Source organism: Candidatus Limimorpha sp. (genome assembly GCF_056203535.1).
Map to the genome: position 1 here is coordinate 23027 of NZ_JBADWU010000102.1, position 24497 is coordinate 47523.

A 24497-nucleotide genomic window follows, 5' to 3' on the forward strand; every position below is an offset into this window, starting at 1 on the left:
TCTGTTGAATGTTTGTTTTGCTGAAAAAAAGCGGTTTCTATGCTATCGGGTCGCCGCAAAACTCGCGTCGTTTGCAAGTTTTGCAATGCTTGCCCATTTAATATCCTAATTTTTTCAATTTATTTTTCATCCATTCGACTCTGTCCTCCGTGTCGATGCCATCTTGTTGCGGAATAAGGAATTTTTGTTTAACCTTCCATTCATCATTAATATATTCGTACAAGATGTACTTATCATTTTCACAATTTAAAGCCAAAGTGTCTGATAGCATTAGACAATCACCTTGATAAGCATAATCTCCTAGATCATACTCCTCATTCATTTGGTAATACAAAGCCAAAATAAACACATTCCAGTTCCTTCCACTAAGACGTTCTTTAGTATGCATTCTCAAAATATGATAATCACCATCATAAGTATAATAATAACCGAATGTGTATGACAACATCGTGTCATTGTACTTTACAAAATAATAACGCCAATCTTTTTGTGTGTTTTCATCACTTAAAAAATTGTCAATTATTTGTTGAAGATTAGGTTCATCAACTTTTGTCAATGATGATAACAAGGCATTTAACGTTGCTTTGGTATGGACTTCAAATCCTGTACGCTGGTTGGACGGATGTAATAAATCTTCCCAAGTTGAATCGTTCTCTGTTCCTAATTGCCAACGCCAACCAACCCCTTGTGAATAATCACCTTTTGCAAGTAACGCTCGTGAAACCAAATCCCAATTACAGTTGTTGAAAAGTTCTCTGAACTTATCAAAATTGGCGAAGTTATCCAACCCGACAACAGCAATGCAGCCATACAAAAGTGAATGGTCTTCCAAATGGAACAAGGCATCTTGCTTGTCTAAATTAGAAGGCAACCAATCTATTTTAGCTTGCTCTTCTTCTTTTTGGCGTTTATTATAGCCAATGCCTGTTGGAATTGTCCCCTTCAGAATTATTTCCTCCGTTTCAGCCAACAATTGCGGCATGTTATTTCTCTGTCCATCAGCACGAATTTCGTCTCGTGAATTCCATATCAGGTTCCTTACAATTCGTATGCGACGCTTGAAATCAGCATCTTGAACATCTTGTTTGTTTTGTAAGTAAACGACGACTGCATATAACAGCAAAGTCAGGTTCAATGGAAATTTACGGTTTCTTCCATTGTCGTCACCATAATCATCGCAGCATTGTTTGAATATATTCAGATTTTCCTGATAGATTTTCACCTTGCCCGATTCGTATGTGTTGTTGGCGAAAATCGAATTGAAGAAAACATCAATATCGAATCCACACCAGCAGTCAAATGATGATTTCAGGAAATCAAGATTTGCTTTCGATTCGGGATTATCTTTGCCATAAAGCAGTTTCGACAGTTTAAATGCGTCTTTCTCCAACGGTATTTGCTTTTTATAGCAGATTGTGTCGCTGATAAAGAAGAAATACCGCATAAATTCATCATCTATTATCCTGTTTTCACCGCGATATGGGAAAAGCATGTCCGTCCAATCTAAATCGAATTTGCGATTGAATTCTTTCGATATTTCTTCATCATACTCTTTAATCATCCCCTCGAATTCCGCCTTGAAATGTTCAAATTCAGTCAACGGTTTGCCTCGGGAGTTCATTTTAATATACAGTTCATCGGTAAGTCCCATATCAGAAATTGGCAAAAAGTAGAAGGTTATGTTCTCTAATTGCCCCCATAAAAAATTAGACGAATTGCCATATTTCTGATTGATAGCATCAATCATTACCAACATTCCATTGATTGTCGGATCATTGTGCCACTGGTACTGAAACCATGATTGGTCTTTCAATTCTTCTGAAATTGTCGTGCTGAAAGTAGGTGTGTGTGTTACCAATTTCTTGCAAAAATCTCGTGAACTCGGACGGGTGAAATAGGAAAAATGATTTAAAAACTCATAATCGTCTTCTTCAATGTTTTCCTTTTTTGCAACAAACCAATGCAACAAGAACAACGTGGTCAGACGTTGTTGTCCGTCGAGAGGAATGAGTTTTCCATTTTCAACTTCGCCATAAACGAAGTCCAGAGTGAGTGGTTTTTTGTTGTTTAAAGCTTCGAAAATTGTATCCAAAAAACGCTCCCTGACACGATTGACTTTGTCGGTTTTGCGACCTTGGGCATAGTCTCGCTGGATAATTGGTATTTCTATTTCCTTTATTTCTTGGAATAGGCTTCGAAATGAATATTGGTTTGTTTCCATCTTAGATTTGTTTGTTGATGATTGATAAATATGGCTTTAATGTAGCGTTCATCGCTTCGACATAAGCGTCACGGTCGGCTTTACCCCAAAAATGAAGCTGGTTTTTGTCTGAAGGAGTATAATACTTCAAGAAAACACGACGCGTACAAATCGGAATGTAGTCGCCATTTTTGTCCATTTCTATAATTTTATCCCGTTTAACGTCAAACGTTGAATTATTCAATGCCGAATTGTCAAATGTTCCGAGTAAAGCCATGTTTGAGAGCATGTGAATATAATCAATATTCTGCTCCAAATTCAATGCTTGAATCATCTTCTTAAACCATGCATCAAACGACTTTTCTGTGATGTTTTCCTTGTTTCTGCTTTCAATTTCCTCAATTAATGCAGCATTTTGTGTGCCGTCAATGTTTTTCAACGATTGCACATGCAGGTCAAGCCATTCATTCCACAATGCTTTTGTGTTCAAACCTTCCGACTGCTGGGCGTGAATGTGCTCAAGCGACCATCCGCCTTTTTTGTTTTTGTGTTTGTCAAATGGAAACCGCATTGATTTGTCACCGTTTTGGAAAACACTTTGCACGTTGAAAAGAAGCAAAAGTTTTTCGATGCTTGGGTAGTCGCTTTTGTTGTCGTATGACAAATCATGATACTCTTTATTGAAGTTGATACTATTGGCAATATATTCGTTGAGTGTCGACTTAAAATCGGATTTGCCTTTTTGGGAGGATTCTTCGATCATAGTTTGCAGAGAACATTGGTCAACCAAAATCAGATAACCAATCTTATGGTACAATTCAGAATCGTTATACCATTCTTTAATCCGCTGGAAGGTTTCAACAACCTTTTTCCAAAGTTCAATCTTGTTTTCTTTGTAATCATTAGATTTTGATTGTTCCATAAACCAAAAGAATGTTCTGTAGCGTTCTTTATCTCCGTCAGTCTTATTAGCCATCAAATCAAACAACAATTCAATACGTGTAGAAAAATCTTCGGCTTTTTTGTTTGTGATAAAATACCAGAGTTTCTCATCGTGGAGTTCTTTCTCAATATCGTCCCATTGTGTTGAAATTTCAAGCTGATAACGCTCGTCAATGCCGTTGTTCCTGCTTAGGAAAATGGCTTTTACCAGTTCTGCGTTTGTCAATGGAATCTTGCCTATGTTAAGGCGGGTAAAAAGCGATATGGCATCTTCAGTGCCGTTTATCTCATACCAAATGACACTTATTTTGTTGTTCAGTTTATTTGCAATCAAACTGGCCGTATTGTCGGCATCAGTGCTACTGTCAAACCAGTTTTTGATTGTTTTTGCAGCTTCTTTTATAAAATATTCGTCAATGTTTTCCGCATCGTCATTGATGTCGTCAAAATCAATATTTGATAGAAATTCCTTGCTTTTCTCTCTTATTTCATAATCTATCGTGTATTTCTGTTGTAGTTTTGGCCTAAAAGTACGAATGTAGCCTAAGATCAAGAACAAGGTAGTCAATCGCTGCTGTCCGTCAATCAATTCGTACTTGTTATCATCTATTTTTTTTACGACTATTGGCTGAAGGCAATAATTCTCTCCATCAGGAATTTCGTTTATGTCATCAAGAAGAATTTTCACTTCTACTTGCCATCTGTATCCACGCTGATACGAAGGGATGATGAAATCACCGGTGATTTCTCCAACTTTTTTTGTGGTTAAATTAATGGTGCTCATGTTTTCACGTATTGTTTTTGATATTAACATCATACATTTTTATTTCAAATTTTTGAATGGTTGCAAAAATACAAAAATTTCTGTTTTCGCTTGTGCCGCTAAAATATAATTGCATCTCAGTATCATCGTAACGAAGTGTTTTTTTTCGGCTGCAAAACTAAAACAAAGGTGTGCCAAATGTGGGTACACCTCCATTACAACTGTTTTTTCATGAGAAATTATAGCTTTATCTTTATATCGAATGGAGGGTTATCCAGCAAATCCTTCAACTCCTTTACTTTTTCTTCGATAAGTTCTTTTATTTTGCCATTAAACAGTTTTTCAAAAATAGTTTCATCATTCCAATCTTGTATTGGGAAAGGCTTATAGAAAACATACCATTTTGAAGAACGGCATGAGGCGTAATTACTAAAAGCTTTATTATTTATTACTTCTGGTTTGGTTCCAAGCAAATTTTCATTCCGATACTTAATGCCATAATTGAAATTTTTAAGGCCATCACTCATGAATTCAAAACAGATGCAGAATGTTTCCCATACAGGCTTGTAGAAGGAGAATTGTCCTTCATACGCTTTGCACCAGTTCTCGTTTTTTGGGAATTCAGGCTGGAGTATCATGCCCTCTTTTTCTGCTATTTCTATAACTTGCCGCTCTAATTCGGTATTCAGAATTTCGTTTCGAACAGCATCATAAGCTTCATGGATTTTGAATGCGGCATCATAGTTTTCGCGTTTCGCCAAGTATTTAACAAGTTCTTCTTTTGTTGTGTTTTCCATATTTTGATTAGTGAGTTTTAGGATTAAATCGAGATATTGTGTCATTGTTTCGCGGACAACAGGTCTTGCTGCTGCTTTCTCTCTGCAAGAACCAATCCATTTGGCTATATCATCAGCATAACTAATGCAATAGAAGTCTTTGTTTTTTTCAAGCGTTTTCGAATCACTTTTAATAGACTCTTCGGATGGTTCATGGCCATCAAGCGTCAGATACAACAGGATGTAATTCCCAAGACCATATTTTTCAGCAAATTTATAATATCTGTACAGTTGCTTTTTCTGGTCGCCTGCGTAAATCTTATTCTCAATGATTATTGCCTTCTTCGAATCCTCGTTCTCAATTAAAATGTCAATACGGCCGCCTTCCTCAAAATCATTTGTTTTATCTCCGATTTGATATTCCACTTTTGTTTTTGAATTGGCCATGTCAAAGGAGAAACTGTTGCCGTTGGATGATTCGCCTTTGACAAGTGGTGTTACGACATGTTCCATGAACAAGTCGAGGAATACGCATCCGGCACCATGTGAGCCATTGGGATTGAGAAGCGATGCAAGCATTGCGGAATGGGTCGTAACTTCATCATGCTGAGCACGCATTATTTCGAATATATTGAAGCAATCCCCCCGTTTGAATTTTTCCTGTTTGAGGATTTTTTCTTTTTGTGAAATAAGAAGCACCTGATTAACAATATCTTTTATCTTTTCTTCCATAAAGTTATGGTTTTCTTAATGCAACAGCTATTTTCGTAATAAGTGCAAAAATAACAAAATACTACTTTCCTTTACATTGTCTTGAAAAACATTTGCATTTTTGCGTCTTCTTTGGGATAATGTCAAGGGAAGAGTACTATGAATACTCTTCCCAAGCCAGCAACTCACTTTTTAGGCACAAAAGCGTAAGTCTTATCTCTTATCAATTTTGCCTCACCGCCGAGCAGATGAGCGGCTTCTTTTAACTCACTTGAACTACTGTAAGTTTGGACATTGCCATTTGGAAAATTTAAAGTGTACATCATTTCAGCCCTAAATCCGTGTCGGGCGCAACTTCTGTTATTTCCTACTCTGTTGTACGCTTTTCGGAACCGCGTCCATCGTCTCGATGTTTTTTCGGCTGCAAAATAAAAACAGAGGTGTGCCAAATGTGGGCGCACCTCTGTTGGATTGATGAATATCTCGAGTTTTATATTGTCATTATTTTTTTTTCGCGATTTGAGATAATGATGAGCGTTTGTCGCTTCATTATCTCACTTGATTTCAAGGGCATTCTTGTTTTTGGCGTTCAAAGGTGAAATAATGGATTGTCCTGTTCGAGTTTCTATGTTTTCTCTGGCATCTTTTGCCACGCTGCCGCCTTCAATTGCAATTTGTCGGCTTTCTTCAAATGTTTCAGGATCGCGCGATTTGGAAATGGCGGTAGTGGTAACCTCAGCCAACATATTCAGCACCAGTTCAATGTTGGTCATATTGTCGCGCAGATTTTCCTTTTTCAGATTCTTGAATTGCTTGTATTGCTTTACCGAAAATCCGCTCCAAGCTTTGGTCATCTCGTTGGTCAGGATGGCGTAGTCTTTTTCAAGTTCGATGCCACGCGCTTTCCATTCATCGGTCAGTTCCTTGCGCATTTCGATGGATTGCAGACGCTGGTTTATCCAACCTTCTGTGTAGCCTTTGGCTCGGTAAAAGTCAGCACCGCGCAAGATGGCTTTTTCAGGGTCGGCAATTTCATCGAGGCGTTCGCTGCCTACTTGTGCCAACCACATCTTGAAAGGTTCTGCTTTGGGCGAGGGTATGGATTGGATGAGACGCAAAAGATTGGATGTACTAACTACATCTGTCATACGCATTTTCCCATCAATAGCTTGCATTTTCAAACCGTGACAATTTGTCACGGTTTCATTTCCTTCTTGTTTTAATCGCTGTTTCAGCTTTCTCCAATATGTAGAAGGATTAGTGCTATCGGTCAGTACATCAACCACATCCACAACAGAAAAATACCATTCCTCTTCATCTTCGTTCCATGCAGTGCGGATTTTCTTACTCTCGAAAAGTTTGATTTTGTTTTCCATCATTGTTTGATATTTTGTTTTATTTGATATCATTAGATGCTGCAAATCTACGACTTTATTTTTCTCATTCACAAAATCTCCTTGGCAATCGCCGCGCAAGCCTCGGCATCGGCCAAGGCATTGTGATGGTTCTGCAAGTCGTAGCCGCAGCGGGCGGCGATGATGTCGAGATTATGATGGCCGCCCGGCCAGACTTTGCGCGAAGCGATGCAGGTGCAATAAAACTCGTAATCGGGATAATCCATCTGATAGACGCGGAAGACGGCTTTCAGACAACTCTCGTCGAAGGATTTGTTGTGAGCCACAAGAGGCAGACCGCGCTCTCCGTTCATGCTATTGACGCCTTCGATGCCGTACTTTTCAAGCAGGGCTTCCACCTTTTCCCACACGAAAGGGAAGACGGGGGCATCTTCGGTGTCTTTGGCGCACAACCCATGCACCTGACTGCACCAGTAGTTGTAATAATCCGGTTCGGGCTTGATGAGCGAATAGAATCTATCGACAATCTCGCCGTCGCGAACGATGACGACGCCAACCGAACAAACGGAGGAACGCTCGCAGTTGGTGGTCTCAAAATCTATGGCTGCAAAGTCTTTCATATTTATACATTTAATGTATTTCTTATTTCTGAAATTTCCTTCATGATGTTGGAAACAATACTCTCTCTTGAATGACCGTAGTCAGAAAAATGCTTTTTCCCCAACCAGGAGTGTTTCTGTTGTTCCTCAGATGTATCAAATTCAAAATTATTCAATATATCTATAATCGGCTGAAATTCTGTATATTTACTATAGCCACCTTCTGAATTGTAGTTGAATAGCCTCTGTTTTTGAGGACGATAACCTATTGTGCCGTCTTTCATAACAGACACTCCAATTACATCATTGATTACAAAACGACCAGTTTCATATTCATCGAACTGATTCTCCCTAAGTTGGGTTGTGCTCATCTCTGCAATTGTTTTTTTATCTGCTTTTGTGAGACCGATAGGAAGATTTGCTAACGCATTCTCTATTCCTTCTGGACTTAGTGTGTTTTGCTTAAATTGCATTCTTTGTCTAATGCTTGTTGGAGTATATTTTCCAAATAGCATCAGATATTGTGGGTGAACAAACTTGTTGTCCTTTATGTTTTCAGTAAGATAATTCATTCCCAATGACAAAGATGCATCAAGAAATTGTTTAGCTCTATTAGCATAATTGGCATCAGAAGCCAGATTGGCAAATCCAAGATATACAGGAGCCTTCAAATGACTTATGTCCTGTTCTGTAATCTCTGTTTCAGAGGCAAAAGGGAACTTATTCTGTCTGTGCAATTCCAAAGCTTTGCCCAAATCACCTTCTCGGAGATAGAATAGGTTGAATATTTGTATTACACCCTCTAATTCATTCTTGCTATTTTTTTCATAATAGTATGCAAACAAATCTCCTACACATTTCATGGTCGAGTCTGCCGTAAACTCGAACCAGTCGTAAGAATCATCACTAAATGCTGACAATTTGATTAACACATTCTTATCTGTAACCATGTTATTGGGTGCTGCTGTGCCTGGATTCTTCATCACTACAGAACCTATTATATTCCAAGTATTGCCGAACTGCAATAAGGTTCTCCACCTAAAGCCTGTACCGTCCACTTCTGCATAGTGAGTATAAACCTTCATTTCTTGTCCTCCTTATATTTATTCCACATCCGTTTTATCTTACCTGCTATTTCCTTGCGTAACCATTGAGGTTCAAGAACTTCCAACTCTTCGTTGTTCCACAGCAGCTCCTGAATGAAGTCGTATTCGGGGCGGACTCTCAGCTCGAAAATGCTGAATTGTTCGTTGCGCTCGGTTTCCACTTGCGATTCGTGCATGGGCAAGTCGCGCAGATAGTTGGCTTGCTTTGGCGACACCTTGAGCACCACGGTTTCGGGTTTGGTCTTGCCGCCCGCAATGATGCCGAAGCAGCCATCGAAAAACTCTTTCGACTTGAAATCCTCTGGATACTCGAATGAGTGGCTCGACAGCCGGAAATCGCGGATGCGGTCGAGGCAAAACACGCGGTCTTCGTTGGCGGGCCATTTCCGTCCGACCATGTACCATCGTTGACGGAAAAGCTTCACACACAAGGGCATGAGGTAATGCTCCCTCTCGTCTTCGCGCCAATAGTTGTAATAGGTAATGTGAATGAAACGGTTTTTCTTCATCGCATCGATGATGGGGGCGAGGTGTTCGCGACCGCTTGGGATTTCCTCAAGCAGAATCCTGTCTTTGATGGATTTGCTCTCAATCAGCGAGTTGGTGACGGCGTAAGTGTTAAGCAGCCATTTCTCGATGCTGCCTTGTTCCAAATCATCGGCGTTTTCGATGTAATAACGGTAGGGTGCCGCCTTTTCACATTCTATGTCGAGGCCGAAGGTGTCGGCGATGTTCTGCCGCCACTTGTGGAAGGTTCGTTTCAGCAAAGGCTCGCCAAAACTAAGGTCTTCATTCTCCTGCCATTTGCGGTTGAGATCCTCGAAGGTGATCTTGCGGGCTTTATGGATGGTCTCCACAATCCAAGCGAGTTTGTTTGTCTGGTTCAGTGCCATGTGTCGTTGTTATGTGTTGCGCTTTGCGACTGCAAAGATAGTGTTTTAGGTGTGCCTTTTGCGGGCATAGGCTGGAAAAATGTTGAACTTTGGAATATCCATTTTTGTTTCCTATCGGAAAATCTCCCTAAGTTCCTTGTTCGAGAGTTTGCCAATCCAGTTTTCTCCGGTTGAAACGGTCAGGTCGGCAAGGTGTCTCTTTTCCTGAATCATGGCATCGATGCGTTCCTCAAAGGTGTTTTGCGTGATGAAACGATGCACCTGTACATTCTTGTGCTGACCGATACGGTAGGCGCGGTCGGTTGCCTGGGCTTCCACTGCCGGGTTCCACCATAAGTCGTAGTGTATGACGTGTGTGGCTGCCGTAAGGTTAAGGCCCGTTCCTGCGGCTTTGAGCGAAAGAATGAAGATGCGGTCGTTGTGAACGTTCTGGAAACGGTCGACCATTTCCTGCCGCTGTTTCAGCGAACAGCCGCCGTGGTAAAACATCGGTTCTTCGTCGAGCGTTGTGCGGATGAAATGCTGGAGAAGTTCGCCCATCTCCTTGAATTGGGTGAAAACAAGCACTTTCTCATCGGCATCAATGATGCTTCTCAGCATATCCAAAAGCATTACCGTCTTTCCTGAAAGCGTGGCTTCCAACTGGTTGTCTTTCAGATATTGCGTCGGATGGTTGCAAATCTGTTTCAGCGCGAGCATCATTTGCAGAATGAGGCCTTGACGTTTGAAAAGTGTCTGATTGTCATCGCCTTCCAATCCTTCTATCACCGTCATGCAAGTGTTCACCGTCTCCTGATAGAGTGCGGCTTGTGCGGGAGTGAGCGTGGCCAACTCGTTGCGCTCAACCTTGTCGGGCAAGTCGCTGATGATGTTCTTGTCGGTTTTCAGACGGCGCATCATGAAAGGTGCCGTCACCTTGCGGAAACGCTCGGCCACTCGGGCGTCGCCGAGCTTTTGGATAGGTTGGGCGTAGGTTTCTGAGAAATCCTTTGCCGATCCAAGATAGCCCTTGTTGGTGAAATCGATAATGCTCCAGAATTCCGACAAGCGGTTTTCGACAGGCGTGCCACTCATTGCAATGTGGGTGTCGGCAGGAATGCTGTGTATGGCTTTGCTTTGGGCGGTATCGCTGTTCTTGATGTTTTGCGCCTCGTCAATGACAAGCACCTGCCATTTCTGTTTCTTGAGCAAATCGGCATCGGAGCGCACCACACCGTAGGTGGAAAGAATGATGTCGGCCTGCTGGCAATCAGTGCTTTTAAGGTCGCGTGACGGACCGTGATAAACGCCCACAAGCAGCTGTGGGGCAAAGCGTTTCACTTCCGACTGCCAGTTGTAGAGTAATCCTGTAGGCACTACTACAAGTGCCTTTTTCTTTTCCAAAGCACCTTCTTCCTTTATCTTTAACAGTAATGTGATGACTTGAAGCGTCTTTCCAAGACCCATGTCGTCGGCAATGATGCTGCCAAAGCCAATCTTCATGTTTCGGTACATCCATGAATAGCCGCGTTCCTGATATGGGCGCAATTGTGCATTGATGCCTTCGGGCAAAGGAATCACACTTTGCGTAGTGAACCGTCGGATGAGTTCGCGCACCTCATCGCTGAGTTCCACGGGCGTGCCTTTGTATTCGCCGCACAAAGCCGTCTGCAACAATTCGCCGGGCTTTAATTTTGGCGGTGCATTGAGCACCTTGTGCAGTTTGGCCAATTCAGCCTCGTCGATATAAACATACATTTCCTTGAAACGCAAGAGGCCGTTGGCATGGCCGAGCAATTCGTCGAATTCCTCTGGCGAGAGAAACTCGTCGCCCACAGCCACTTGCCAATCGAAGTAGAGCAAATCTTCCATGGAGAGGAATCCGTTTGACTCTTTCGATTTCGACTTCAGCTTCACCGAAACCTGAGGGCGGATGAGCGTCTGCAATGCCTTTGGCATGATGACGTTCACACCGAGCAAGCGCGTGACAGGTATCACCTGAAACAGAAACTCGGGGAAACTGGACATGGAAAAAAGGATGCTATGTCTGCCATTGCCGTTGATGTAGTTGTCAAGTCCGTCGACAATGTCGCAGAGAATGCCAAGCTGACGCAAAATTTCCATGCGCGAGGAAGCAAAGGTCTTCTCCGTCATAACGTCGTGCAGGGGAACGTTGTCAGTCAACACGTCCACGGCAAAGCCATCATCCGCTTCGTTGATGAGGAATGTCACCTGATGTTTGTTTTGCATGAAAAAGCGGTCGAGCCACGAGCGTATGCCTCCAGGAGTGTTTGTTTCGCCAATGGCCTTGAAGAAATAACGCTCTGCATTGAAGAACATTGCAAGCAACTGGTCGTTCAAATATTCGTGCGAAAGCAACGGGACAAGGTTTGAAATGATTTTGCACAGCAGTTTCTCGTCTTGCCCCAATCTGTTGACAATGCTCCGTGTGGCTTCGTCGATTAGGGCTGGCTGCCACACGATGCAATATTCCTTTTCTTCAGTTGATGGTTTGCGTCCGCGCCCTTTTATCGTCATCAAATCATGGTAAATCTGCGGCACGATGCAACCGTGAGCGATTAGCTGTAAGGCACAGATTAGTGTACTGCGAAGGACGATGACGGACGGATGATAGTCGTTGAGTAAATCGGTGTCGATGTCAAGCAACTGCTGAAATACAGCTTGTTGTGTGTTGTCGACGGTGACGATGTCGTGTCTGCCAATAGGTTCCGAAGAGCCATAGGAAAACTTCAGTTTGCCTTGCAGTACTTTCGTGGCAGACTTGCCAATATGAATCAATTCTTTCTGATAGGCCTGTTGGAAGTCATATTCATGGCAGAAAGCAGGGGAGGAGGGCAGGAGGTTGGAAAGCGGAAGCGTAAGGTTGGAAAGCAAGGTGTAGTCGGGCATTTGCGATGTCGTTTCCTTGAGTTGCATAGCCTCGTCCTGACCATACACGGCCGAGATGTGTTCAACTTCCATTAAATCGATGGAGCTGGCGGCAGTAATGCCGCGTTTTTCCAATTCCTTCATCAGGTCAATGCCGTGGAGTGAAAAAACGAGGAAAGGATTGTTGTCGATTTCCATGCTTGTCTTGTAGATGACGGCGGCCAGATGCTTGCAGGGCACAGCCCAGTCGGGACATGAACACTCCATTTTCAGGTCTTTCCACTGCTTGGGGAACAGGTTCATTCCTGCCTTGGCAGCCATCTTAGCCAATGATTCGTCTAATTGGCGGTTGAAAAGTTTGCTCAGCACAATCGGCTGTTGCTGAATCATTTCGATGAGCGTGTCAATTTCTTTTTCCGTAAATTCCGGCAACTTGATGGTCTCTTTGTAAGGCGTCCGCTGGCTGCCTTGCACTTTGGCATTAATCACATTTCCATTGAAATTTATCTCCCGAACCATGCCATTGCGTGCATACGACGCGCCGCGCGGCAACCGGTTGCTGTAATCTATATTCTTCAGTGCGCCAAGCCATTGCTCGCCCCACCATGTTTTTCCGTATTTTGTGGCCATAAGAATTATGTCGATGATTTGATTGGGCAAAAATAATGAAATATGCTGAATTGATACTGAATAGTCTGTTTTAATAAATAAACATTCATTTAAACTGCATAAATATCTACTCATTTCGACAGGCTCAATGAGCTGCAAATTAAGTTGTTGACACCCTTCTCCAAGGGTGTGACGATGTCGAAGCACCGAACTAATATGTAAACTAATTTTACTCACCTACTTACACACCAAATGTTAAATGTTAAAATGTTAAATCGACCTCCAAAAAAACGGCACAACATGCGTTAAATTGATAAATTGACACTGGTTTTCGCGCGCGCGATATATATAATGTAATTCCGATTAAAAGAAAGAAAAGAAGAAGAATGTATTTGTAAAATATTGATAAAAAGATAGTTAAATGTCCGTAAGCAGATTTTGAAAGCGTTAAATGAGGCCATTTAACGTTTTAACATTTTAACGTTTTAACATCTATCCTGCTGCATTGGAAAACAGCCGAATTTCATTTCTCTAACTAGAGAAATTTTTTTCTCTAACTAGGAAAATCATTTTTGGCCTTTTCAGGGCTACGGAATGTTAAAATGTTAAAACGTTAAAAGCAACGGACTGCCTTTTGCAAAACCACCATTTTTCCCATGTTTCGATTAAATGCTGCAAATTTTCAACAAAAAATGTCGCATGTACATTTTCAATCTTGTTGAAAACAACAGGGGAAAAGGCGGCGGGATTGAATTGCCATTCCGCCCGAAAGACGCTGTTGGGGAATTGCTATGAATGGGAATCGACGTGTCTTTCTAATTGTTGATTCAAATAGATTTGGTTCATGTATGGAATATGAAGTTTTTTGTATATTTGCGGGGTTAAATGGACTTGAATGGAGATTTGTACGCTTTTGGAAATTTTAAATAAAAAGATGAACAGAGAATGAACAATATTACCCTCATCGACAAAGATTACAAACAATGGATTAGCGAACTCAGCAGCCGTTTCCGCCAAAGTCAGGTTAAGGCAGCGGTGAGGGTGAACAGCACCATGCTCGAATTTTATTGGAGCATTGGCAGGGATTTGAACCAAAAGCAATTTCTGAACACATACGGAAGTGGATTTTTCAAACAAGTCAGTGCTGATTTGCGAAATGAACTTCCTGATATAAAAGGACTTTCGCCTACAAACATAAAATACTGCAAGTATTTTTACGAGTTGTATTCCCCTTTACTTGGAAATTTTCCGCAAGCTGCGGATGAATTATGTGAAAAATCTATTGGCGCAACCAATGAGCATGATTTTGCTGATTCTCAAGATGCTGAAATTTGTCTACAACATGTAGACGATTCTGCAATTAGCAAAAATCGTCAACAGGCTGTTGACGATTTTGAAATGTTGTTTCGTATTCCATGGGGACATCATGTCCAAATCATCAACAAATGCAAAGACAATTTGCCCCAAGCCTTGTTTTTTGTGCAAAAGACCATTGAAAACAATTGGAGCAGGGCTGTGTTGCTCAATTTCCTTGATACGGACCTCTTCGAACGCGAAGGAAAGGCAATAACAAACTTTAAAACATCACTGCCGGCACCCAATGGTGATTTGGCTCAACAAATGACCAAGGATCCTTATTGCTTTGATTTTCTGTCTATCTCGAAAAAATATACCGAAAAGGAACTCAAGGATGCCCTTATGGATAACATTCAAAGGTTCTTACTCGAACTGGGTAATGGATTTGCTTTTGTAGGCAGAGAGGTTCGTATTGAAGTTGGAGAAACTGAAAAATTCATAGATATGTTGTTTTACAACATAAAGCTTCACTGTTATGTGGTGTTGGAAGTGAAGGTGGAGAAGTTTGATTTTTCAAATGTCGGACAACTTGGCGGATACATTGTTGCCGTAAATCATCAACTAAAGGGCGAAAATGACAACCCGACCATCGGACTTCTGGTTTGCAAGTATAAAGACAGTGTGGAAGCCCAATATGCGTTGGAATCCTCGTCACAACCGATAGGCGTTTCGGCATATCAGCTATCCAAACTGTTACCTGAGAGCTTCAAGTCGTCGCTTCCCGCAATTGAAGAACTTGAAAGTGCTCTTGGAGATTCTGAATAAAAAGATGAAGCAATGAAGCAAAAGAATGACAATATGAATTTGGCAATAACCAAGCAAATAGAACAGGAATTCGCCTATATCGATTCCATCATATCGACACACACCAATAGCGCCATTGCAAAAGTTAATGCTGAAGCTCTGCAAACATATTGGGAAGTGGGTGAATATATTTCACAGCGCCTGAAAAGTTCAGCGTGGGGCACACACATTGTTGACGAATTGGTCGATTACCTTAAACGTCATAATCCACACAGACGTGGTTACAGCAAGCGCAATCTCTATAATATGGTGAAGTTCTTCGACACATATTCTGTCGCAGAATTTCCAGTTTTCATAGGCAAACTTGAATTAGATGAATTTGTGCAGTCGCAAACTGCACAATTAATATCATCGCCAATTATGCAGTTGCCGACTGCACAATTAAGCAATATCCAATTGCCTAAAATTCTTTGTATTACAACTTTCACCAATCACATCGAGATATTCAACCGCTGCAAAAATTTCGATGAACGAATTTTCTACATATTGTATGCGGCTCATAATCATCTGAAAGCCGAGGAATTGCGCCGTTGCATAATCAACCACACTTTCGAGTCCGTTATGAGCAAAGAAAAACAAATGTCGCCTGCAATGGCTTGCCGTATATTGTGAATATCTGAAAAACAATTACTCTGAAACAAATAATAATGAACGTTAGACATATATTGGGAATATCACGCGGAAAAGACAGTGCGGCACTTGCCATTTATCTGAAACAGCAATATTTCGTGAATGACAATGTGGACATTTGCACGCTTTTGGAAATATCAAACAAGAAAATGAACAGAGAATGAACATTGAAACATCAGAAATAAGAGAAGCGGTTGAGATTATAAAAACCGCCATTTTACAAGGGCAATATGAAGCATCAAAAGATGTGAATCGCATCCAGCTTACTATATATTTCAGCATAGGCAAGTATATCTCCAACCATACTCGTAAAGGTGGTTGGGGGACTAACATTCTGGAATCCATCAGTGAACACTTGCATAAGGAATTACCGGGACTGCGAGGATATTCGGCAACAAATTTGAGAAACATGCGTCTGTTTTATGAATCATGGCAAATGCTTGATTCAAATTCATCAGTTATGACTGATGAAAACTCGAAGAATACAAATACCAAAACAAAATATATTAACAATCAACTAATTGTAAATTCATCAGTTGCAACTGATGAATCAACAAAGATTGATGTCTATCACACTTTACATATCCCAGCCACCAAGGATTTCCCCATTGATGATTTTTTCCGTGTACCTTTTACCCATCACATTGAAATCAATAAACTCAATGATATTTCCGCCCGCTACTACTATATCCGGCGCACAGCAGAAGAACATTTGTCTGTGGATATTCTTAAAAAACTGATAAAAGAAGATGTTTACAGCCATCAGACAAATATTCCTTCCAATTTCCAACAGACCATACACAGTACTGTCACGATGCGGAAAGCTGTAACGATGTTTAAGGATTCTTATTTTTTAGATTTCATAAATACAGAGCAGATAGGAGAACGAGACATGGCGGATGTTGACGAACGGGTTATAGAACAACAAATCGTTCAAAACATAAAAAATTTCATTATGACCTTTGGTCATGATTTCGCATTCATCGGCAATCAATACCATCTGGAAATTTATGGCATTGAACATTTTCCCGACTTGCTATTTTTCAATCGGGAGCTGAATGCCATGGTGGTCGTTGAGTTAAAAACAGGAGAATTCAAACCTTCTTACTTGGGACAACTGATGAGTTATTTGAGCATTCTTGATGCCAAAGTGAAGAAATCGCATGAAAATCCAACAATAGGAATTGTTCTTTGCAAATCGGCGAAACGCGAGTATGTGGAATTTGTGATTCGCGACTATAACAAACCTATGGGTGTTGCAACATATTCCACCTCTGCCGATGTTCCGGAAAACTTAAGGAAAGCATTGCCGGATATTGACGACCTAAAAAAAATCCTGGAATGACGAACGTTAGACATATACTGGGAATATCAAAATAAAACGCGACCATGGCACTACCGCAAAACAACCGGCTTCCGATTTCCTGCCTTGCGGGAATATTCAGCAACACTACGGCTACATATAAATATTACTGGTTTGTGGCAATTACCATCTTTTTCAAAATTAACAAAGCAAAACTGCATTTATTTTGAATGAATTTGTAAATTTGCAGTTTATTTTGATAAAAAGCTCCATAAGATGGATTATTCTAAAATACTTGAATATAAGCCTTTTGACTTTGGGGATGTAGATCCTCATATCGTGTTATGCTTCGAATTAGCTCAAAAAAAGCTGAAAGAATTGTATCAAGGAAAACGATTGGACTCTTGTGACTGCTATGGATTATACATTCTTGATGACAACGATGAGGTAATTGCACAATACACAACAGGGCGAATGGGAGTTGGACCTTTAGCAATGAGAAACGAAAACACGAAAGATATATATCCATTATGCCAAAATTGATATAATTAAAAATCATGGATTTTGTACAAAACATCATAGACGAAATACTTGACCAATATATGTTTGCAGATTCTTCCAAACGTCCATGGATTATTGGTTTTAGTGGAGGGAAAGACTCGACAGTCATGCTTCAATTAATTTGGAAAGCTTTGGAAAAGGCGAAGCATTTTCATGGCTTTGTTGGTCGGGATGTCTATGTTGTAAGCAATGATACAATGATTGAAAATCCAATTATCGTTGAGTATCTCTGCGGAATCCTCGATATGATTGAACAAGCCGCCGTAGAACAAGACATGCCAATCCATGTGGTTAGAACGATTCCTCGGCTAGAGGATTCTTTATGGGTGAATATGATAGGGAAAGGTTATCCTGCGCCAAACAATGCATTTCGCTGGTGTACGGAACGATTAAAAATAAAGCCAACTGCTCGTTTTATTACGGAACAGGTTGATGCTTTTGGTGAGGCAATTATTCTTATAGGCACTCGTTACTCAGAAAGTGCTAATCGAGCTAAAACGATGAAAAGCCATTCGATAAAAGGAAAACGGCTAACCAAACATCCTATTCAGCCTAATACATGGATGTATGCACCCATAAGATATTTGTCGCTGGAACAAGTATGGTATGTTATTAACACAATGGCTTCTCCATGGGGTGCAGACAATCATCAATTATTTAAGATTTACGCTAATGCATCTGCTGATGATTATGAATGCCCAGAGGTCGTTACGGACACAACACACGTGTCTTGTGGCCAAAGCCGGTTCGGCTGCTGGCTTTGCACAGTCGTAAAAGAGGATAAATCTATGGCTGCTCTAATTAGCAATGGTTTCGAGTGGTTAAAACCTTTGCTGATATACAGAGATTGGATTGTTTTTGAGCGAAACAACATAAGCAATCGAATGAACACTAGAAGAAATGGAACAAAAGCCATTAATGATATGGGGTGCTATACTCCTTCATTTAGGGCTTTAATGTTGGAAAAATTATTAGAAACACAAAAAGAAATACAGCAAAATCATCCGAATGTACAACTTATAACAAATCAGGAACTTATTGCAATCCAAACAATCTGGTATCGCGACTTTATTTTTGACTATAAAGTATCGGAGGTTTATCATAAGACATATAAAAGCAATTTCGACATGAAAGAAAGTAATGATAAAATTCAAAAGGAAGTTGACTTGTTGAAAGAATCTTGCAAGGACAATCAGGATAATTATGATTTGATACAAGAGTTACTGACTCTTCAGAAAAGCAAGTCACTGTTGAATCGTAAACGGGGGCTTAAAACAGACATTGAAACTCGTATCGAAAACTATTTAAATAAAGAAAACGATGCTGATTAAGGAGATAACACTGAATAATTTTCGGCTGTACAAAGGGACAAACACGATAAATCTATTGCCAAATGGCGATAAGAACGTGATTATTATTAGTGGTAAAAATGGTTTTGGAAAAACAACATTTTTAATGTCTCTCGTGTGGTGTTTGTACGGACGTCAAATGGAAAATGTTGACGAGATGTACAAAAAAGTTATTGATGAAAGTGGCGGTTATACCAAATACATAACTAAAACGCTGAATAATCAAGCCCGAATAGAAGGACACTCAAAATTTTCAGTTTCTATAGTGTTTCAAGATGTAAAGATACCGGAAATTACTTGTAATGAAGTGCGTATTACAAGAACATACGACGACTTTACAAGTAATGATAAAGTTGAAGTCCTTATTGACGGCTATCCTAATGAATTGATTAGAGAATTGACAACTGAAGGTAAGCAAGATGGCGAAGAGATCTTTATACGTGATTTCATATTACCGATAGAGGTGGCTAAGTTTTTCTTCTTTGACGCAGAGAAAATTGTATCTATTGCAGAAAACAATTCACCGGAGCAACGGAAATTATTAAGTAAAGCCTACACTGAAGTTCTAGGTATAAAAAAATACGAGGACTTAAAAGAACAACTCGAAATTTTGCAAGATGACTACCGAAAAAAATCAGCGACAAAAGAGGAGCAAAAAGAGTTCAACCAAATTGAGACAGATATAAAGAACAAACAGATTGAAATCGAGAATAAAACATCAACTATCCACAGATTACACAATGAAAAGGTAGAGAAGAAAGGCGAATCTAATGAAATACAGATTCGTTTAATTCAAGATGGGAGCGTTATTACTCCTGAACAGCTTGCCCAACTAAAGAAAGATGAGCAAGAACAGGAAAATGAAATTTTAGCTTTACAATCTAAGTTGAAGGAGCTATTCGATTTAATTCCATTCGGACTTTCAGGCGAAATATTAAACGAAGTATATAATCAAGTTCGGATTGAAAAAACATATATTGATAACAAGTTCAAGCAAGATGATGTAGAAGAAAAAACGAATTCAATTTTAGATGAAATTGAACTTGAAAAGAAAAAAATAGATGGTGTAATTCCCGCTCAAGCTCGTGAATTTTATGAACAACAGATACGGAAGTTGGTGAAAAAATACTTTTATTCCGAAGTCCCTGATTTGCCATCTGATTTCCAGACTTTACATGAATTTACTGATACACAAATAAATGAAACAGGAACTTTAATTAACAACTTAAAAGGTAGTTTTAGTAACGACTTTAACAAAATCACAGGAGCTTATCAAAGAGCTCGAACTGAAATAGATAAAATTCGCCGAAACATTAAAAAAGCTGAAAAAGATGCTGATGATGAATATACTGCGAATTTGAGACGAAAGAAATTTGATTTAGATGAAAGAATAACAACTATCGACAAAGAAATCGGCAGCTTGGAATCGGAAATTAGGCATGTCAACGAAGAAATTACTGCCGCAAAAAAGAAACAGGAAAACTTAAGGAAAAAGCTAGACGAAACAAGAAGTTATACTGCTAAAGATAAAAAGACGGCTGAGATTGTTGCCGTTTTGAAAGATTTCATAAACAAATATAGAAATGAAACCAAAGAAAAGTTATCAGAGAATATTCTAAATGAATTGAATGCTTTGATGCATAAGAAGGGTTTCATAAAAAAAGTTGTTGTTGATATTAATCAAGAAGGTAATGATGTGGATATAAATCTTTTGGACGGGAACGGTCATAAAATAGACAAGAGCAGCTTGTCAAAAGGAGAAAGCCAGATGTACGCTTCTGCCTTATTGAAATCGTTGGTTGATGAATCAGACATTGAATTCCCTGTGTTTATTGACAGCCCAATGCAAAAATTTGACAAGGAGCATGCAGAAAACGTCATCAAAGAGTATTATCCCAATGTGTCTAAACAAGTGGTTGTTTTTCCATTAATCCATAAAGAGTTAACAGAACTTGAGTATGGATTATTAAAACCAAATGTTTGCAAGACATATATAATCCACAACGTTAATAATTATCAATCTCAATTTATTGAAATAGAGCCGAGTGATTTAATTCAAGAATATAACAAGTTATATGCAGCAAATTAATATAAAAACATCGGAACAAAATAAAGAAGTTGTACGGCGATTAACAGCAAAGCTTCCAACAGGGACAAGTGAAAATGTGATAGCACGAATCGCTTTAGGATATTCTTTACAGAGTGGGAAAAAATTCTCCTCATCGGAATTCAACAATTACGATTCAAAAGGCAAGGAATACAAAGAACATATTCTTTTTGATCCCAGATACAGAGACTTATATATTTCTCTCATTTGCCAGCATTACGGAATATATAAAACTGATGACAATATTCCAAAATATGTAAAGTTGCATATTGACCACGGACTTGAACTGATGGACAAATTGTTCAGCAATAACAATAATTATACGATTATTGATTTCTTAATAGAAAGTTTGGAAAAAGGAATTGCACACTTGGAGGGAACGTCGGCTTTCAGCTCCGTCAAAAACATAAGCCAAAATGTTGAAAAATCCACATTTAACGAACCTATTAGAATATCAGTCGGTAACAATTTGCATACAAATGAAGAAATAGTCTTAGGCTTCAACAATACCGAACTGTACAACAATAATCACATTGCTATTGCTGGAAACTCGGGAACTGGTAAAACTCAATTCGCACTTTATTTATTAAGAGAAATAAGTGAATTATCGAATCACCTTGTCAATTTCATTTACCTTGACTTTAAAGGATTAAAAGATGACGACGTCAAACAAATGAGCTCATTTTTTGAGCGAACACACACTACATTCATCGACATTCCCAACAATCCATTCCCGATTAATCCGCTATCGTTCATTGATTGTATTAATGATACAAATAAATCAATGGGAATAGACAAGTTCACGGATATAATTTGCAAATATTCAAATTTAGGACAAAAGCAGAAGGGATGTCTTCGTTCGGCAATTAAGGAGTGTTTTGAAGAAAAGAAACCAGGTGAATATCCTAATTTTGTTGAAATCAATGAAAAATTACTCGAAAATGTTGGCGATAAAAGGGATTCTCTGACGGAAATAATTGATGACTTGTCAAGATACAATATATTTTCATCAGAAATAAATGCCAACAAATTCATCAACCAAAATATTTACTTATCGCTATCAGGTGATTTATCTGCTTCAGTAAGATTCACATCGCTGTTTTTGATAGTAAACTACTTGTATAATATATTTATGAATATGGAAAACACAGTAGTGGAAAATGGATGTAGAGCGATGCGATATGTACTTTTAATAGATGAAGCGCATGTTATCTTCAAAGAAAAAAAGTATCACGATATACTAGAAAAAATTCTTAGAGAAATACGCTCTAAAGGGGTCTCTGTCGTTCTGCTTTCTCAAGGTGTTGAAGAATATAACCAATCTTCATTTGATTTTTCTTCAATGTGCGAAATGTCCTTTATGCTTGATGTCAAGGATAAAAACAACACTAAAGCCATAAACAAGTTTTTGGGTTTAAGCGATTCTGATGGAAACAAGGCATATCGTAGTCTTGAAAAAATAAAAAAAGGGCAAGCCATATCAAACATCAAAGAGTTCACAAAAGGTGAATTGTTTGAAATCAAACAATTTTATAAAGACTAAAAGATGGAGCAAAGAATAGAAAAAATAGGCATTAGCAATCTGGAGTTGGATTTATTTAATCCTCGTCTTCCAAAATCAAAACAAGGAACTGATGAAAACACTGTAATAGAGTTTTTGCTCTTGGAAGCCGCCACTTTGGAACTAATGGAAGCCATCGGAGAAAACGACTTCTTCGCTGGTGAGATGCTGCTGGTTATTCCTGATTCGGCAAATGAAGGTAAGTATATCGTCGTTGAAGGCAATAGGCGTTTAACAGCAGTATTGTTGTTAAATAATCCAGAACTCACTACAGTTAAAAAAGTGGCAACAAAGGAGATTTATGATAAGGCAAAATATCATCCTCACGAAATACCATGTTTAGTTTTTAGCGAAAGGAGAGACATCCAAAAGTATCTCGGTTTTGTTCATATTACAGGAAAGAAATCATGGAGAATGCTGGAAAAAGCTCGGTATTTATCCGAAATTAGAGAAAGTGAACAATTTCGTGATTTGTCTTTTCAAAATGCATGTGTCGAAATTGCAAGAATAATAGGCAGCAAATCCCCATACGTAAAAAAGCTTCTAGTTAGTTACCTGTTATTCCTAAAAATTGAGGACGAAAAGTTTTATAATATTGATGGTTTGTCGGATGAATCTTTCTTTTTGAATTATTTTTCTGATGGATTGCAAAAAGAAAATATTAGAGTTTTTTTGAATGTCGATTTTGATTCTGAGAATCCGACACAACATATAAATGATGAGCATTTGAAAGAAATTGTCACTTGGTGGTTCAAAAAGACAGAGGGAGTATCTCGTGTGATAGGTGATAGTGAGGGTATGAGGCTGTTAAATGAAGTTGTAGGGAACGCTGATGCTTTGTCTGCGTTTAGAAATGGATTGAATATTCAACAAGCATATGAGCTCACTAATGATCTTGACAATCAATTTGAGAAAAAAATCAAAGATGCTTATGAAGCCCTTGAACAAGCTGACAGATTATCGAATAAGGTCAAGATGTTTTATGATGATTTGTATGAAGATTTAAAGGGAATCCGAATGATTGCAAAGAAAATCAATGATTTCAAAACAAAAAGAGAAGAAAATGGGGATGAGTTTTGATGAAAAATATACAGATGCAATTAAACGGTTGAAGGAGATTGGAAAGCCTGATTATCCACGTCATCAACTAGATTATTATGCGGATTTCGTAGAGTTGTTGGCACTTTTTTCTGGAAAAGATGGTGTTTCTTATGGAGATATTCAAGATCAATTTTTTGGAGAGCCAGATGAAAAAACAGATGCAGAAATAAGAGATAAAGACGAGGCTTTTTTGAAAGAAGTATTCTCAAGAATTGACGAGAGGATTTCTTTATATGTTAATTCCTATCCTTTTGAAAAAAAAGACAATACTTTGTTACTGAAAGAGAATATTTCTGAAAATGAGAAATACTATGTGCTTTTATTAACAGCTTCGCAACTCAGCATATTCGATTCGTTTAACTCTGATTTAACAACAGATTTTGAAACCCTTTCATTTGAGACATTAAAAGCATATCTTCCCAATGCGATTGTTAAACAGTTTGGAAAAAACACTGAATATAAAGGCAGTGCAAAAGAAAAAATCAAAAAACTTTCAGAAGATGTTGGGATTGATATAGACGATTATGAAGTAGATCAAATCGGAGATAGAAATCATCAAGAAAGAGGACTTGATGTTATTGGATGGTTGCCTTTTGAAGATAATTGTCAAAATAAGGTGGTGTTTTTAGGCCAATGCGCCTGTGGGAAGCAATATAGCCCAAAACAACATGACACAAGGAGATTTGAAAACTATTTCAAATTTTATAGAACGAAACCACTGCATACGTTGTTTATTCCGTACTCTTTAATTAATGTCATTGTCGGTAAATTTTATGAAAATGAAATAGAAAATGATTATTTGGTATTTGAAAGGAAACGCATTGTTACATTGTTACAAGGAAATAATATATATAATAGTTTGTTATCGAAAAGTTTGGTGGAGAGGTGCATAAATAATTAATT

Annotated in this window: 18 protein-coding genes; 10 read left to right on the forward strand and 8 right to left on the reverse strand. The window is 39.0% G+C overall.

Going from position 1 to position 24497, the window contains the following annotated elements:
• Positions 1–97 precede the first annotated feature (97 nt).
• The 8 genes from AC06MN_RS12010 to AC06MN_RS12045 all read right to left on the reverse strand — a co-directional run bounded on the left by AC06MN_RS12010 (position 98) and on the right by AC06MN_RS12045 (position 12843).
• Positions 98–2221 carry a GmrSD restriction endonuclease domain-containing protein gene (locus AC06MN_RS12010; protein WP_475672625.1) on the reverse strand — a complete coding sequence of 708 codons (2124 nt, stop codon included), beginning with the start codon at positions 2219–2221 and terminating at the stop codon, positions 98–100.
• Position 2222: 1 nt separating this feature from the next.
• A complete protein-coding gene (locus AC06MN_RS12015) occupies positions 2223–3926 on the reverse strand; it encodes a DUF262 domain-containing protein (protein ID WP_475672626.1) in 1704 nt (567 codons plus the stop codon).
• A 218-nt stretch (positions 3927–4144) separates the two neighbouring features.
• The gene (locus tag AC06MN_RS12020; protein ID WP_475672627.1) at positions 4145–5413 is read right to left on the reverse strand and encodes a PDDEXK-like family protein; all 1269 of its coding nucleotides are present in this window, start codon (positions 5411–5413) and stop codon (positions 4145–4147) included.
• 533 nt (positions 5414–5946) lie between these two features.
• Positions 5947–6771, reverse strand: coding sequence for a BRO-N domain-containing protein (locus AC06MN_RS12025; RefSeq protein WP_475672628.1), 825 nt, complete (start codon positions 6769–6771; stop codon positions 5947–5949).
• 65 nt (positions 6772–6836) lie between these two features.
• On the reverse strand, positions 6837–7367 hold the full coding sequence (locus tag AC06MN_RS12030; protein WP_475672629.1) for an exonuclease domain-containing protein: 531 nt from the start codon (positions 7365–7367) through the stop codon (positions 6837–6839).
• A gap of 2 nt (positions 7368–7369) precedes the next feature.
• Positions 7370–8431 (reverse strand): hypothetical protein, encoded by a 1062-nt coding sequence (locus tag AC06MN_RS12035; RefSeq protein WP_475672630.1) that lies wholly within the window; start codon positions 8429–8431, stop codon positions 7370–7372.
• Positions 8428–9345: a helix-turn-helix transcriptional regulator gene (locus AC06MN_RS12040; RefSeq protein ID WP_475672631.1), complete on the reverse strand. Its 918-nt coding sequence runs from the start codon at positions 9343–9345 to the stop codon at positions 8428–8430. Before AC06MN_RS12040 ends, AC06MN_RS12035 begins: the two co-directional genes overlap by 4 nt.
• 111 nt (positions 9346–9456) lie before the next feature.
• A complete protein-coding gene (locus AC06MN_RS12045) occupies positions 9457–12843 on the reverse strand; it encodes an SNF2-related protein (protein WP_475672632.1) in 3387 nt (1128 codons plus the stop codon).
• Positions 12844–13767: 924 nt separating this feature from the next.
• Here AC06MN_RS12045 and AC06MN_RS12050 point away from each other — a divergent pair.
• The 10 genes from AC06MN_RS12050 (at position 13768) to AC06MN_RS12095 (ending at position 24495) form a co-directional block, all read left to right on the forward strand.
• Complete coding sequence (locus AC06MN_RS12050) at positions 13768–14943, forward strand: PDDEXK nuclease domain-containing protein (protein WP_475672633.1); 1176 nt, start codon at positions 13768–13770, stop codon at positions 14941–14943.
• Between the two features lie 12 nt (positions 14944–14955).
• On the forward strand, positions 14956–15594 hold the full coding sequence (locus AC06MN_RS12055) for a DUF1016 N-terminal domain-containing protein (RefSeq protein ID WP_475672634.1): 639 nt from the start codon (positions 14956–14958) through the stop codon (positions 15592–15594).
• 35 nt (positions 15595–15629) lie between these two features.
• Positions 15630–15776, forward strand: coding sequence for a hypothetical protein (locus AC06MN_RS12060; protein WP_475672658.1), 147 nt, complete (start codon positions 15630–15632; stop codon positions 15774–15776).
• Positions 15773–16957 (forward strand): PDDEXK nuclease domain-containing protein, encoded by a 1185-nt coding sequence (locus AC06MN_RS12065; RefSeq protein WP_475672635.1) that lies wholly within the window; start codon positions 15773–15775, stop codon positions 16955–16957. Before AC06MN_RS12060 ends, AC06MN_RS12065 begins: the two co-directional genes overlap by 4 nt.
• A gap of 234 nt (positions 16958–17191) precedes the next feature.
• Positions 17192–17458: a hypothetical protein gene (locus AC06MN_RS12070; protein ID WP_475672636.1), complete on the forward strand. Its 267-nt coding sequence runs from the start codon at positions 17192–17194 to the stop codon at positions 17456–17458.
• Positions 17459–17472: 14 nt separating this feature from the next.
• Positions 17473–18807 carry a DNA phosphorothioation system sulfurtransferase DndC gene (dndC, locus tag AC06MN_RS12075; protein WP_475672637.1) on the forward strand — a complete coding sequence of 445 codons (1335 nt, stop codon included), beginning with the start codon at positions 17473–17475 and terminating at the stop codon, positions 18805–18807.
• Positions 18797–20914, forward strand: coding sequence for a DNA sulfur modification protein DndD (dndD, locus tag AC06MN_RS12080; RefSeq protein WP_475672638.1), 2118 nt, complete (start codon positions 18797–18799; stop codon positions 20912–20914). The genes dndC and dndD overlap by 11 nt, the downstream gene beginning before the upstream one ends.
• Positions 20901–22475, forward strand: coding sequence for a DndE family protein (locus AC06MN_RS12085; protein ID WP_475672639.1), 1575 nt, complete (start codon positions 20901–20903; stop codon positions 22473–22475). Before dndD ends, AC06MN_RS12085 begins: the two co-directional genes overlap by 14 nt.
• 3 nt (positions 22476–22478) lie before the next feature.
• Positions 22479–23573, forward strand: coding sequence for a hypothetical protein (locus tag AC06MN_RS12090; RefSeq protein WP_475672640.1), 1095 nt, complete (start codon positions 22479–22481; stop codon positions 23571–23573).
• Positions 23530–24495, forward strand: a complete 966-nt coding sequence (locus AC06MN_RS12095) for a hypothetical protein (RefSeq protein ID WP_475672641.1) — start codon at positions 23530–23532, stop codon at positions 24493–24495. The genes AC06MN_RS12090 and AC06MN_RS12095 overlap by 44 nt, the downstream gene beginning before the upstream one ends.
• Positions 24496–24497: the final 2 nt, after the last annotated feature.

What these genes read in the sequence shown, in the direction of transcription:
- AC06MN_RS12095 (WP_475672641.1), top strand. Translation starts at nt 23,530, where the DNA reads ATGATTTCAAAACAAAAAGAGAAGAAAATGGGGATGAGTTTTGATGAA.
- AC06MN_RS12090 (WP_475672640.1), top strand. Translation starts at nt 22,479, where the DNA reads ATGGAGCAAAGAATAGAAAAAATAGGCATTAGCAATCTGGAGTTGGAT.
- AC06MN_RS12065 (WP_475672635.1), top strand. Translation starts at nt 15,773, where the DNA reads ATGAACATTGAAACATCAGAAATAAGAGAAGCGGTTGAGATTATAAAA.
- AC06MN_RS12060 (WP_475672658.1), top strand. Translation starts at nt 15,630, where the DNA reads ATGAACGTTAGACATATATTGGGAATATCACGCGGAAAAGACAGTGCG.
- AC06MN_RS12035 (WP_475672630.1), bottom strand. Translation starts at nt 8,431, where the DNA reads ATGAAGGTTTATACTCACTATGCAGAAGTGGACGGTACAGGCTTTAGG.
- AC06MN_RS12085 (WP_475672639.1), top strand. Translation starts at nt 20,901, where the DNA reads ATGCAGCAAATTAATATAAAAACATCGGAACAAAATAAAGAAGTTGTA.
- AC06MN_RS12015 (WP_475672626.1), bottom strand. Translation starts at nt 3,926, where the DNA reads ATGAGCACCATTAATTTAACCACAAAAAAAGTTGGAGAAATCACCGGT.
- AC06MN_RS12025 (WP_475672628.1), bottom strand. Translation starts at nt 6,771, where the DNA reads ATGATGGAAAACAAAATCAAACTTTTCGAGAGTAAGAAAATCCGCACT.
- AC06MN_RS12055 (WP_475672634.1), top strand. Translation starts at nt 14,956, where the DNA reads ATGAAGCAAAAGAATGACAATATGAATTTGGCAATAACCAAGCAAATA.
- dndC (WP_475672637.1), top strand. Translation starts at nt 17,473, where the DNA reads ATGGATTTTGTACAAAACATCATAGACGAAATACTTGACCAATATATG.
- AC06MN_RS12045 (WP_475672632.1), bottom strand. Translation starts at nt 12,843, where the DNA reads ATGGCCACAAAATACGGAAAAACATGGTGGGGCGAGCAATGGCTTGGC.
- AC06MN_RS12030 (WP_475672629.1), bottom strand. Translation starts at nt 7,367, where the DNA reads ATGAAAGACTTTGCAGCCATAGATTTTGAGACCACCAACTGCGAGCGT.
- AC06MN_RS12050 (WP_475672633.1), top strand. Translation starts at nt 13,768, where the DNA reads ATGAACAATATTACCCTCATCGACAAAGATTACAAACAATGGATTAGC.
- AC06MN_RS12040 (WP_475672631.1), bottom strand. Translation starts at nt 9,345, where the DNA reads ATGGCACTGAACCAGACAAACAAACTCGCTTGGATTGTGGAGACCATC.
- AC06MN_RS12070 (WP_475672636.1), top strand. Translation starts at nt 17,192, where the DNA reads ATGGATTATTCTAAAATACTTGAATATAAGCCTTTTGACTTTGGGGAT.
- AC06MN_RS12020 (WP_475672627.1), bottom strand. Translation starts at nt 5,413, where the DNA reads ATGGAAGAAAAGATAAAAGATATTGTTAATCAGGTGCTTCTTATTTCA.
- dndD (WP_475672638.1), top strand. Translation starts at nt 18,797, where the DNA reads ATGCTGATTAAGGAGATAACACTGAATAATTTTCGGCTGTACAAAGGG.
- AC06MN_RS12010 (WP_475672625.1), bottom strand. Translation starts at nt 2,221, where the DNA reads ATGGAAACAAACCAATATTCATTTCGAAGCCTATTCCAAGAAATAAAG.